This is a genomic window from Microbacterium sp. GXF0217, assembly GCF_054798195.1.
In genome coordinates, this window is the sequence record NZ_JBSJZG010000004.1 from 412,159 (window position 1) to 424,940 (window position 12,782).

At 69.7% G+C, this 12,782-nt stretch carries 10 protein-coding genes; 7 read left to right on the forward strand and 3 right to left on the reverse strand.

The annotated features are described in order from the left end of the window. Positions 1-5: 5 nt before the first annotated feature. The 3 genes from ACWAT3_RS11145 to ACWAT3_RS11155 all read right to left on the reverse strand — a co-directional run bounded on the left by ACWAT3_RS11145 (position 6) and on the right by ACWAT3_RS11155 (position 3,170). Positions 6-833 (reverse strand): energy-coupling factor transporter transmembrane component T, encoded by an 828-nt coding sequence (locus ACWAT3_RS11145; protein WP_460798422.1) that lies wholly within the window; start codon positions 831-833, stop codon positions 6-8. Beyond that, the gene (locus ACWAT3_RS11150; protein WP_460798424.1) at positions 830-2,551 is read right to left on the reverse strand and encodes an ABC transporter ATP-binding protein; all 1,722 of its coding nucleotides are present in this window, start codon (positions 2,549-2,551) and stop codon (positions 830-832) included. Before ACWAT3_RS11150 ends, ACWAT3_RS11145 begins: the two co-directional genes overlap by 4 nt. A gap of 73 nt (positions 2,552-2,624) precedes the next feature. Continuing rightward, positions 2,625-3,170, reverse strand: a complete 546-nt coding sequence (locus ACWAT3_RS11155; RefSeq protein ID WP_460798426.1) for an ECF transporter S component — start codon at positions 3,168-3,170, stop codon at positions 2,625-2,627. A 148-nt stretch (positions 3,171-3,318) separates the two neighbouring features. Here ACWAT3_RS11155 and ACWAT3_RS11160 point away from each other — a divergent pair, with 148 nt between their 5' ends. The 7 genes from ACWAT3_RS11160 to ACWAT3_RS11190 all read left to right on the forward strand — a co-directional run bounded on the left by ACWAT3_RS11160 (position 3,319) and on the right by ACWAT3_RS11190 (position 12,742). Continuing rightward, positions 3,319-5,601 carry a carbon starvation CstA family protein gene (locus ACWAT3_RS11160; RefSeq protein ID WP_460798428.1) on the forward strand — a complete coding sequence of 761 codons (2,283 nt, stop codon included), beginning with the start codon at positions 3,319-3,321 and terminating at the stop codon, positions 5,599-5,601. 1 nt (position 5,602) lies between these two features. Beyond that, the gene (locus tag ACWAT3_RS11165; RefSeq protein ID WP_460798430.1) at positions 5,603-5,848 is read left to right on the forward strand and encodes a YbdD/YjiX family protein; all 246 of its coding nucleotides are present in this window, start codon (positions 5,603-5,605) and stop codon (positions 5,846-5,848) included. Positions 5,849-5,873: 25 nt separating this feature from the next. Beyond that, the gene (locus ACWAT3_RS11170) at positions 5,874-7,061 is read left to right on the forward strand and encodes a sensor histidine kinase (RefSeq protein WP_460798432.1); all 1,188 of its coding nucleotides are present in this window, start codon (positions 5,874-5,876) and stop codon (positions 7,059-7,061) included. A gap of 4 nt (positions 7,062-7,065) precedes the next feature. After that, entirely contained in the window at positions 7,066-7,782 is a 717-nt protein-coding gene (locus tag ACWAT3_RS11175; protein ID WP_460798434.1) for a LytR/AlgR family response regulator transcription factor, read from the forward strand. Further along, entirely contained in the window at positions 7,779-8,165 is a 387-nt protein-coding gene (locus ACWAT3_RS11180) for a heavy metal transporter (protein WP_460798436.1), read from the forward strand. Before ACWAT3_RS11175 ends, ACWAT3_RS11180 begins: the two co-directional genes overlap by 4 nt. Continuing rightward, a complete protein-coding gene (locus ACWAT3_RS11185; protein ID WP_460798438.1) occupies positions 8,162-9,619 on the forward strand; it encodes a sodium/solute symporter in 1,458 nt (485 codons plus the stop codon). The genes ACWAT3_RS11180 and ACWAT3_RS11185 overlap by 4 nt, the downstream gene beginning before the upstream one ends. Before the next feature lie 90 nt (positions 9,620-9,709). Further along, positions 9,710-12,742, forward strand: a complete 3,033-nt coding sequence (locus ACWAT3_RS11190) for a S8 family peptidase (RefSeq protein WP_460798440.1) — start codon at positions 9,710-9,712, stop codon at positions 12,740-12,742. Positions 12,743-12,782: the final 40 nt, after the last annotated feature.

The window sequence follows — 12,782 nt, forward strand, 5'->3', positions numbered from 1 at the left end:
TCCTCTCAGTACAGCTGCCAGGGGGTGGTCGTGATGAAGATCGCAGCGGACGCGGCGATGAACGCCACGATGAAGATGGTGTCGCGCGTGCGGAACGGCACGACGTGCCGCTCGGTGCGCGTGCGGTGCGCGCCGAACGCGCGCGAGTCCATCGCGAGGGCGACGCGCTCGGCATGCCGGATCGCTCCGGCGAGCAGCGGCACGATGTAGCCCCAACCCCGCGCGATCCGCGCGAACGGACCGCGGCCGCCATGGTGCCCTCTGACACGATGCGCCGCGCGAATGACCGCGAGTTCGTGCCCGAATCGTGGGACGAAGCGGTACGCGGCCAGTGCCGTGTAGCCGATCCGATAGGGGACGTGCAGCTGCTGGATGCTGGCGCGCACGAGATCCGGACCGGTGGTCGTGAGCCCGCCGATGAGGGCGAGCGCGAGGATCGCGCCCAGGCGCAGCGCGGTCGCGAATCCGACCTCGAGCGCCCCGGTGTAGAGCGTCCAGCCGCCGATCTGCAGGGCGGGTGCACTGGTCGCGACCGGGGCGGCATCCACCCAGAGCGAGAAGCCGAAACCCAGCGTGGTGAGTGCTGCCGGCACGCCGACGAACAGCAGCAGCGCGCGACGCCGCGTGAGACGAGCCCCGACGACGATGAGGGCGCAGCCGAGGAGCAGGAACGCCGCCGGTGTCGCCAGATCGCGCACGAACACGAGCAGCAGCATCGCGGGCAGGACGGCGGCGATCTTGGCCAGCGGGTTCAGGTGGTGCAGGAAGTGCCGCGCGGAAACCGCTGGCGCGTCCGCGATGTACGGGTCGACGCTGGAAGCCGTGATGGTCATCGGACCCCCTCGGCGACGAGGTTCCGCAGGTGCGCGGGGAGTGCACGCTGGAGGGCGGGGAGCCGTAGTCCCGCCGACTCGAACAGACCGTCGGCGGCGAACAGGTCGGCCGTCCGTCCGGCCGCGTGCACATGCCCGCCCGCGAGGATCACGGTGTGCGTCGCGCGGTCCGCGACCAGTTGCAGGTCGTGCGTGACGATGACGATCGTCGTGCCGTCGGCGCGCAGGCCGTCGAGCAGTGCGAGCAGTTCGGCCGCGCGGGCGCGGTCCTGTCCGAACGTCGGCTCGTCGAGGGCGACCACGCTCGGGCGCGTGATGAGCGCCGTGCCGACGGACAGTCGGCGCTTCTCGCCGCCGGAGAGCAGGAACGGGTGGACATCGGCCTTGTGCTCGAGATCGAACCGCGCGAGCATCTCGCCGACGCGTTCGGCGATCTCGGCCTCGTCGATCCGCGCTCCCCGAACCGGTCGAAGACGGAGTCCGTGGGCGAGCTCGTCGAAGACGGTGTGCGCGATGAACTGGTGCTCTGGGTTCTGGAACACGAAGCCGATGCGCCCCGCCAACTCGCGCGGCGATGCCGTAGCAGGGTCGAGCCCGTCGACGTCGACCTGCCGCTTCGGCGGTGGGACCACACCGGCGATCGCCTGGATGAGCGTGGTCTTCCCCGCACCGTTCGCGCCGACGATCGCGGTGAGGGACCCGGCCGGGATCTCGAGGTCGACGCCGTGCAGGATCTCCGTCCGCCCGCGGCGGACGGTGAGTCCACGGGTCCGGATCAGCGCAGCGTCGGAGATATCCCGCAGGTCGGACGCGACGGCGGCATCCGCTCCGACGGCGGGGATCTCTCCGACGGCCGAGGATGCCGCCAGCGCAGCCGAGAGCTGCTCCGGCGTCAGGGGCAGCGGCACGTCCGGGTCCAGGATTCCGCGGACCTGCAGCATCCGGCCAGCCAGCGTCGCGGACGGGAGCCAGACGCCCATCGAGATCAGCGCGTCGGTGTGCCCGCGCAGGATCTCGGCGACCGGGCCGTCGAAGGCGAGGGCGCCGCCACTGTCGAGGACGATGGCGCGTGTCGCGAAGCGCATCGCGGCATCCAGATTGTGCTCGACGAGCACGATCGCGCGCTCTCCGGCGGCGACGAGATCGCTGAGCGCGTCGTAAACGTCGTCGATGCCCTGCGGGTCGAGGTTCGCGGTCGGCTCGTCGAGCACGATCAGCGGCGACCCCATGGCGAGGGCGCAGGCGATCGCGAGGCGCTGACGCCCGCCGCCCGAGAGCCGATCCGGGTTCTCGGTGCGGCGGTCCCAGAGACCCACGCGGCGCAGTGCGGCTTCGGAGCGGGCGAGCACCTCCGGCACCGGGAGCAGCAGGTTCTCCAGGGCGAAGGCGACCTCGTCGAGCAGAGTGCCGGTGACGAGCTGGGCATCCGGGTCCTGGAAGACCATGGCGACGTCCGTGCTGAGCTCGGCCACGGGGGCGCTCGTCGTGCTGCGACCCTTCACCTCGACGACGCCGGTGATGTCGGCGGGGACCGACTGCGGGATGAGCCCGTTCAGCGCGAGCGTCAGCGTCGACTTGCCCGACCCGCTCGGGCCGAGGACGAGCACGACCTCGCCTGGGGCGATGTCGAACGACGCATCTCTCGGCGATGCGTGCGCGGCACCGGCGTGCGTGAGCGAGAGGTCACGCACGCGGAGCAGGGGCGCTGATGTGCGCACGGATGACCCCCGGGTCGGCGATCGGTACCCCTTTAACTTAGCCGAGCCTTACCTGACTCGCACGCCAGGGGTGTCAGCGTCGCTCGGCGACCCCGGCCCGACGCAGCGCCGCCCCGATCGAGAGACCGATCGCGGTCCAGGCCACTGGCCCAAGGATGCTGATGACGAGGTAGGTGATCTGCGCCCAGGGCGGCAGCTTTCCGAGGTCGACGGCGAAGAACACCGCGACCGCGACGATCACGCCGATCGCGCCGGCCGAGAGGAAGAAGCGCCACGCACCCCAGGCCCGGTAGCGCGTGAGCGCGGCGACGCCCTCCTGGATCGCGCCGAACAGGAGCGCGGTGCCGAGGAAGCGCAGCGTCCACATCGGAGCGAACGCGCTCGAGATCAGGGCTGCGAAGACGTGCGTGAGCAGGGCGACCAGCGGGCGCCGCAGCACCTCCTGCGCGATGATTCCCGGCAGCACGTGCGACCCGAGCACCAGGCCGTACGCCCAGGGTGCGGCGAGGATCACGACCGGCGTGAGGAGCCCTGCGACACCGCCGATGATTCCCGTCGCGACCCCGATCGCCGCGCAGACGAGCAGCAGACGCGTGGACAGGGCGGAACTCTTCGGCACCGAGCAAGCCTATCTGCGCGCAGGTGGCGATGCGCCGCTCGTCGCCCCGCCTGCGCCGCTCGTCGCACGCTTCGCACGGCGGGCGCACGCGGCAGCAGCTCTGTTCCTAACGTGGGGTCACGCAACGACGCGTACCCAGAGGAGAACCATGTCTGCATCCCCGCCGCGCGGCAGCGGCCCTGGCATCGTCGACGACGAACCCGAGATCGTCACCGATCAGTCCCTTCCCCCGGTCTCTCTCACGGAAGAGCAGGACGAGAAGGCGCAGCGGTGGACCTGGCCGAAGATCGTGCTGTGGTCCGCGATCGCGCTGCTCGGCGCGGTCGCCTGGACGATGCTGGCGATCGTCCGCGGTGAGACCGTCAACGCGATCTGGTTCGTGTTCGCCGCGGTCTGCACCTACTTCATCGGCTACCGCTTCTACTCGAAGGTCATCGAGCGGTACATCACCCGCCCCAACGACAAGCGGGCGACCCCCGCCGAGGTCCGCCAGGACGGCAAGGACTACGTCCCCACCGACCGGCGCGTCCTCTACGGGCACCACTTCGCCGCCATCGCCGGCGCCGGCCCCCTGGTCGGCCCCGTGCTCGCCGCGCAGATGGGCTACCTGCCCGGCACCATCTGGATCATCGTCGGAGTCGTGCTCGCCGGCGCGGTCCAGGACTACACGGTCCTGTTCTTCTCCATGCGCCGAGGCGGACGCACGATCGGTCAGATGGCGCGGCAGGAGCTCGGCAAGATCGGCGGGTCGGCGGCCATCATCGCCTCGCTGCTGATCATGCTGATCATCGTCGCGATCCTCGCTCTCGTCGTCGTCAATGCGCTGGGCGAGAGCCCGTGGGGCGTGTTCTCGGTCGCGATGACGATTCCGATCGCCCTGTTCATGGGCGTCTACCTCCGCTTCCTGCGTCCTGGTAAGGTCACCGAGGTCTCGATCATCGGCTTCGTGCTGCTGATGGGCGCGATCATCGCCGGCGGCTGGGTCGCCAGCACCGACTGGGGCGTCGCGATGTTCCACCTCGATCGCGAGGTGATCGCGTGGGGCATCATCGTCTACGGCTTCATCGCCGCGATCCTGCCGGTGTGGCTGCTGCTCGCTCCGCGCGACTACCTGTCGACGTTCATGAAGATCGGTGTGATCGTCATGCTGGCCGGTGCGATCGTGCTGGTGCGGCCCGAGATCACGGTCCCCGCCGTCTCGATCTTCGGCGAGAACGGCATGGGGCCGGTGTTCGCAGGCCCCCTGTTCCCGTTCCTGTTCGTGACGATCGCGTGCGGGGCGCTCTCCGGGTTCCACGCGCTGATCTCGTCCGGGACGACGCCGAAGCTCATCGAGAAGGAGCGGCAGTCGCGGTTCATCGGGTACGGCGGCATGCTCATGGAGTCCTTCGTCGCGATCATGGCGCTGGTCGCCGCGATCTCGATCGACCAGGGCATCTACTTCGCGATGAATGCGCCGGCCGCCCTGACCGGCGGCACGGTCGAGGGGGCGGTCGCCTTCGTGAACTCGCTCGGTCTCACCGGGGTGAACATCACACCGGAGCTGCTGACGAACACGGCTGCGGCCGTCGGCGAGGAATCGGTCGTCTCGCGCACGGGTGGGGCGCCGACGCTCGCCCTCGGACTCGCGACGATCATGCAGGAGGCCCTCGGCGGCCAGGCGCTCATGGCGTTCTGGTACCACTTCGCGATCATGTTCGAGGCGCTGTTCATCCTCACCGCTGTGGACGCCGGAACCCGCGTCGCCCGCTTCATGCTGCAGGACACCATCGGCGCGTGGGTGCCGAAGTTCCGTGACGTCTCGTGGCGTCCAGGCGTATGGATCTGCACGGCGATCATGGTCGCCGGCTGGGGATGGATCCTCATCCTCGGTGTGACCGATCCGCTCGGCGGCATCAACACGTTCTTCCCGTTGTTCGGCATCGCCAACCAGCTCCTGGCGGCGATCGCGCTCGCCGTGGTGCTGGCGATCGTGGCCAAGCGCGGCAAGAGCTACGTGAAGTGGCTGTGGATCATCGCGCTGCCGCTGGCCTTCACCGCGGTCGTCACGATCACGGCGTCGATGTACAAGATCTTCTCCCCGGTTCCGGCGATCGGATACTGGGCGAACCACTTCAAGTACGTCGCCGCCCGCGACGCCGGAGACGATGCGCTCGGCGCACCGGAGGTCGTGGATGCCGTCATCCGCAATACCGCGGTGCAGGGCACGCTGTCGATCATCTTCGTCGTGCTGACGATCATCGTGATGGTCGTGGCGATCATCACGACAATCAGGGCGATCAGGAACGGCGGAGGGGAGAACACCGAGGACGCCCCCGTCGCATCGCGCCGGTATGCGCCGGCCGGGTTCATCCCGACGGCGGCGGAGCGCGAGCTCGAGAAGCAGTGGGAGCCGATCCTCGCCGAGGACCGCAAGGCGGCGCATCACTGACATGGTCGACTCGACTCAGCGAACGGGCGCCGTCGACCGCCCGATGACCGCGATCCTCGCGTTCATCGGGCGGGCCGGCCGCGGCATCCGCTGGTATGTCACGACGCTGATGGGCGACAGCGCCTATGCGACGTACGTCGCCCATCAGCGCCGACAGCATCCGGATGAGGAGCCGATGACGGAACGGCAGTTCTGGCGGCAGAAGATGGACGATCAGGATCGCAATCCAGGGGCCCGCTGCTGCTGATCCGGCACGGATCTAGGCTGGTGCCATGATCGACGCCGTGGTCCTCGCCGCCCTCCTGGGCGTCGTCGGCGGCATCCTGCTCACGGTGCTGCTCGTGCTGGCCCGCAGGCTCGCGCGGGGTGGTGCAGACCTCGGCAGCGAGGCGGATCGGGCCGCTCACCAGGCGCTGCACCAGGCGAGTCTGGCAGCCCGCCATCTGCGCGGCGGCCTCACCGCACCGGATGCCGCCCGTGCCGCACGGCACCTGCGGGTGCTGCTCGGCAGTGCGGCGGTCGCGCTGGTCGACGATGCGGATGCCGTGGCCTTCGACGGTCCATCGGACGGACTGGAATCCGCTGCGATCCGGATCGCCCAGCGCGTGCGCGACACCGGACGTCGTCAGGTGTTCCCGAAGCGGGACGACGTCGACGACGACCTGGAGGCGGTCGGTGCTCCGATCGTCGTCGATGGTCGGGTCATCGGCGTCGTGGTGGCGTTCGCCGCGCCGGTGCGCGCCGCGCTCGTCCGTGCGGCCGCCGAGGTCGCCGACTGGTGCGCCGCGCAGGTCGAACTGGGCGGACTGGATGCCTCGCGCACGGCCCTCGCCGAGGCGGAGCTGCGCTCGCTGCGGGCGCAGATCTCGCCGCACTTCATCTACAACGCGCTCACCGCGATCGCATCGTTCATCCACGCCGATCCGGACCGCGCACGCGACCTCGTGCTCGACTTCGCCGACTTCACGCGGTACTCCTTCCGTCGCCAGGGCGAGTTCACGACCGTCGCCGAGGAGTTGGGGAGCATCCACCACTACTTGACCCTCGAGCGGGCGCGTTTCGGCGACAGACTCGAGGTGACGCTGCGCATCGCTCCGGAGACGCTCACCACCGTCATCCCGTTCCTGTCGGTCCAGCCGCTCGTCGAGAACGCGGTCCGACACGGACTCGAGCCGGGGGAGGGCGGCGGCACGATCCGCATCATCGCGAACGACGTCACGACCCATACCGAGATCACGGTCGAGGACGACGGCATCGGGATGGACCCCGAGTCGCTGCGCGCGCTGCTCGACTCGGCGGACGACGGAGCGCACGTCGGGCTGCGCAACGTCGACACGCGGCTGCGTCAGCTGTACGGACCGGACGGCGGCCTGGTGGTCGAGACCAACATCGGCGCCGGTACCCTGGTGCGCATGCGGATCCCGAAATCGCAGCCGCTGCACGATCCGGAATCGGGGTGAAGCCATGATCGACGTGCTCGTCGCGGATGACGAGCGTCCGGCGCTCGACGAGATCGTCCATCTGCTGCGCGCGGACGGCCGGATCGGCGAGATCCTGACCGCATCGTCCGGAGCGCAGGCGCTGGCGTCCCTGTCCGAGCGGGCGGTCGCCATCGCGTTCCTCGACATCCACATGCCCGGACTCGGCGGCATGGATCTCGCTCGCGCCGTGTCTGCGCTCGCCGATCCGCCGGCAATCGTCTTCGTCACGGCGGACGAGGCCAGAGCGGTCGACGCGTTCGAACTGCGCGCGGCGGACTACCTGCTCAAGCCGCTCCGCGCCGAACGGCTGCGCCGGGCGATCGATCGCGTGATCGAGTTGGGCGAGACCGCGCGCCCGGACGACGAAGTGCTGCCGGTGAGCGTCGGATCGGCGACCCGGTTCATCCACCGCTCCGACGTGCGCTGGGTGCAGGCACAGGGCGACTATTCGCGCCTGCACACCGGTGACGGCATCGGACATCTCGTGCGCATCCCGATCTCCGAGCTCGAGCAGCGCTGGTCGGATGCCGGATTCCTGCGGATCCACCGCTCCTACCTCGTGGCTGCCGGCGCGGTCACCGAGGCGCGTCTGTCCGGGGCGGAGCCGTCCGTCTCGGCAGGGGCGATCGTGCTGCCCGTCTCCCGGCGGCTGCTGCCAGGTGTGCGCGACGCTCTCGTCCGGCAGGGCATGTCGAGATGACCCCGCACGAGCAGCCTCGTCGCGTCCGCGTCACCGGGAATCCGGACGCTCGCTCGACGCGCTGGGCGTCGGCGACGCGGGGGATCGCGCTTCCCGGCGCTGCCGCGGACGATGCGGATGCCGTGTACGCCCGTGCTCTGCGGCGCAGCCAGCTGCGACTCGCGCTCGGCACGGTGGCCGGGTTCGTGGTGGTGGCGACCGCGCTCACGCTCGTGCTCGCGCTCGTCCCCGAGCTCGAGGAGATCGTCGTGGTCGGGCTGCCGTTGTCCTGGCTGCTGCACGCGTTCGCGTTCTATCCGATCATCGCGATCTTCGGCATCCTGTACGCCCGCGGCGCCGCCCGCAACGAGCAGCGCTACCGCACCCTGCGGGACCGCGCATGAATGCCGTCCTCGACCTGATCGGCGTCGCTTTCATCGTCATCGCGACCCTGATCATCGGCGTGTACGGTCTGCGGGTCTCGCGCACGACGAGCGACTTCTTCGTGGCGTCGCGCACAGTCAGACCGGTGTGGAACGCGTCGGCGATCAGCGGCGAGTACCTCTCGGCCGGGACGTTCCTCGGATTGTCCGGACTGGTGCTGCTCGACGGATCCCGCGGCTTCTGGTTCCCGATCGGCTATGCGGCGGGGTATCTGCTCGTGCTCGTGTTCGCCGCCGCTCCGCTCAGACGCAGCGGCGCGTACACGATCCCGGACTTCGTCGAGGCGCGGCTGGAATCCAGACGAGCGCGGCGGGTCACGAGCCTCGCCGTCCTCCTCATCGGCTGGCTGTACATCGTGCCGCAGCTGCACGGCGCCGGCATCACCCTCGTTGTCGTGGCCGGCCTTCCGCAGTGGGTCGGCGAAGTGGCGATCGCGGTGCTCGTCGCCGCATCCGTCGCCGCAGGAGGCATGCGTGCGATCACCTACGTGCAGGCGTTCCAGTACTGGCTGAAGCTCGCGGCGCTGCTCATCCCGGTGTTCGTCATCGCCTTCGCGCTCACCGGCGGACCGCACGACATCGATCCGGCGATGGTGTTTCCCGCCGAGGCGGGCCCGGCAGGGCTCGATGCGTACGAGACCGTGTCGCTCATGGTCGCTCTGCTGCTGGGGACCATGGGCCTTCCGCACGTGCTCGTCCGCTTCTACACCAGCCCGACCGGGGTCTCGGCGCGGCACACGACGGTGCTCGTGATCGTGATGGTGAGTGTCTTCTACGCGGTGTCGAGCAGCATGGGGCTGCTGGCGCGCATCGCAGCGCCCGACCTCGCGCAGCCGGGAGTCGCCGACACGGTCGCGCTCGTGCTCCCGTCCCGCGTGATCCCCGGTCTCCTCGGCGAGCTGCTGACCGCGCTGATCGTCGCCGGCGCGTTCGCCGCGTTCCTCGCGACGTCGGCGGGGCTCGTCGTGTCGCTGGCCGGGGTCGTGAGCCAGGACCTCTTCTCCGGATCCGTGCGCTCGTTCCGGTTGTCTGCGGTGCTCTGCAGCATCGTGCCGCTGGCGTTCGCGCTCGCGACGATCCCGGCGGGGCTTGGATCCAGCGTCGGAGTGGTCTTCGTTTTCGCGGCATCCTGCCTGTCGCCGATCGTCCTGCTCGGCGTGTGGTGGCGGCGTCTGACCGCGCGCGGGGCCATCGCCGGGATGGTCACGGGAGGCGTCTCGTGCGCTCTCGCGTTCCTCACCCACGCCGCCATCGATGGCGTGGGAGCGGCCGCGCCGCTGCTGGCGCAGCCAGCGGCGTGGACGATCCCGCTCGCCACGGGGGTCGCCGTGGCGGTGTCGCTGCTGGATCCGCGGGGAGCGCCGCCGCGCGCCGACCGATATCTGGATCGGTTGCACACGCCGGAGCGAGTGTAGCCATTGGTCACTGGTGTGTTGTCCCCGAGCCTCACTATCGTGAGCGGCGGTGCGGCAACGATGTCGCACCACGACCATCAGGAGAGACCCATGGGACGAACCCCTCTCCGACTGGCAGCGGCCGCAACCCTGGCCGTGTTGTTCGTCGGATCAACCGCCACCGCAGGCTTCGCGACCGAGGAGGTGACACCTCCCGCGCCCGTCGGCGGAGCGCCCGGTCATTACATCGTCGTGATGAAGGGCGACCCCCTCGCCACCTACACCGGTGACGTCGCCGGTCTCCGCTCGACCAAGCCGGACACCGGTGACCAGCTCGACGCGCAGTCCGCGAACTCGCAGAAGTACGTCGCGCACCTGAAGAACGAGCAGCGCAAGCTCGCGAAGGATGCCGGTGTCGCCCCGGATGCGACCTACCAGGTCACGCTCAACGGCTTCAGCGCCGATCTCACGGGCGCCCAGGTCGACGAGCTCCGGACGTCGAAGGAGGTCCTCGGCGTCTTCCCCGACGAGATCCGGCATCCGGATGCCGTGTCGTCCACCGACTTCCTCGGGCTCGGCGACGACAGCACCGGCTCCGGCGGGCTGTGGGAGCAGACCGGTGGCGTGGATCACGCGGGCGAGGGTGTGGTGGTCGGCGTGATCGACACCGGCATCGCACCGGAGAACCCGTCGTTCGCCGGCGACAAGCTGAAGAAGAAGGACCACAAGAAGAGCGCGGGCCAGCCGTACAGCGACGGCTCCCACGTGTTCTACGAGAAGTCCGACGGCGGCACGTTCCGCAGCGCGATCGTGCAGGGCCAGGAGTGGGACAAGCACGCCTATTCGACGAAGCTCGTCGGCGCGCAGTACTTCTCCTCCGGGGCTGAGGCGGCCGGGTTCGACTTCCAGTACGACTACCTCTCGCCGCGCGACGGCGATGGTCACGGTTCGCACACCGCGAGCACGGCGGCGGGCAACTTCGGCGTCCAGGCATCCGTCTCGGGTGTCGACTTCGGCACGATCTCCGGTGTCGCCCCTGCAGCCAAGGTGTCGGCCTACAAGGCCTGCTATGTCGGGCCTGACCCTCTGGTCACGACCGACGACATCTGCGCGCTGAGCGACCTGATCGGCGCGATCGATCAGGCCGTCGCCGACGGCGTCGACGTGATCAACTACTCGATCGGTGGCGGTGCGGCGACGACCGTGCTCGCGCCGGACGACATCTCGTTCTTCAACGCGGCGGCGGCAGGCGTCTTCGTCTCGGTGAGCGCGGGCAACGACGGTCCCGATGCCGCGACCGCCGACCACGCGTCGCCTTGGTACACGACGGTCGCGGCTTCCACCATCCCGACGTGGGAGGGCACCGTCACCTTCGACGGCTTCGCCGAGGCCGGTGCCAGCGTGTCCGTGCCGTTCGGCGAGAGCGTCACAGGTCCGTCGATCTACGCGGGGGATGCCGCTGCGGCCGAGGGCGCTGCCCTCTGCCTCCCCGGGAGCCTGGACGCGGCCAAGGTCGCCGGACACATCGTGGTCTGCGACCGCGGTGAGAACGCGCGCGCCGAGAAGTCGCAGGTCGTGAAGGATGCCGGCGGCATCGGCATGGTGCTCGTGAACGTTCCTGGTGGGGCCGACTCGCTCGACAACGACTTCCACGTCGTGCCGACCGTCCACCTCGCCTCGGTGCACCGCGAAGCGGTCCTCGCTTACGTTCAGGGCGGGACCGACCTGCCGGTCACCCTGATCGGCGAGAACACCACCGGCGAGGAGACCCCGACGCCGCAGATCGCCGGCTTCTCGAGCCGCGGCCCGACGTACGCCGACGGCACCGACGTCATGAAGCCGGATATCGCGGCTCCCGGCGTCGCGATCCTCGCGGCGACACACAACGCCCGCAAGGAGGCGCCGACATACGGCATCCTGTCCGGGACCTCGATGGCGGCACCGCACATCGCCGGCCTCGGAGCGCTGTACCTCTCGGAGCGGCCCAACGCCGCACCGGCGGAGATCAAGTCCGCGATGATGACGACCGCGTCGAGCACCGTGCTCCCGGATGGTTCGGAGAACACCGACCCGTTCGAGCAGGGGGCAGGCCAGGTCGAGCCGACCCGGTTCTTCGAGCCGGGGATGCTGTACCTCAACGGCCCGACGGACTGGGCGGCCTTCCTGGAGGGCAAGCAGCTCGCCGAGTTCGACGGCGTCGAGCCGATCGACGGCAGCGACCTGAACCTCGCGTCGATCTCGATCGGCACGCTGACCAGCGAGCAGACGGTGACCCGCACGGTCACGTCGACCGCGGCAGGCACCTATACGGCATCCGCTGAGGTCGCCGGTCTCGACGTCACGGTCGAGCCGTCCACGCTCACGTTCGCCGCCGCCGGTGAGACCGCGACCTTCACGGTCACGGTCGACAACGTCAGCGCTCCGGTCGAGCAGTGGGCGACCGGCTTCCTCACCTGGACCGGCGAGGACCGCGAAGTCCGTTCGCCGATCGCGGTGTTCCCGGTGACGGCAGACGCTCCGGCCGAGGTCACCGGCACGGGTGTCGACGGCAGCGCGACGGTGGAGGTCACACCAGGCCTGACCGGCGAGCTTCCGCTCGGCCTGTCCGGTCTGACGCCCTACCAGCTGCTGGTCGACGAGGCGAACCCCGTCGACGGGCACTCCGGTGACGAGAACTCGGGCGACGAGAGCAAGAACGTGTCGTGGATCGTCGACGTGCCGGAGGGTGCGACCCTCGCGCGCTTCGACCTGGACTCGTCGGATGACGAGGGCAGCGACCTCGACCTCACGGTGTACCGCGTCGTGAGCGCGGACGACCTGCGCTACTACCAGGTGTGGCAGTCCGCCACCGGATCCGCGGACGAGCAGGTCACGGTGGCAGCACCGACGGCCGGCACGTACCGCGTCGTCGCGAACATGTACTCCACCACCGGCCCGATGACGTGGGACATGTCCTACGCTTCGGTTCAGCCGGCCGGTGAGGGTGCGTTCACGGCGACGCCGAATCCGCTGGATGCCGTGCGCGGCGAGCAGACGAGCTACGACCTGTCGTGGTCCGGTCTGACCGCAGGATCGCGTTATCTTGGCGTCGTGCAGTACGGCGATTCCGCGGTGCGGTCGGTCGTGACGGTCGACGCGCGCTGAGAGCACGAGAGAGGCGGGGCGGATGCTGCGGCATCCGCCC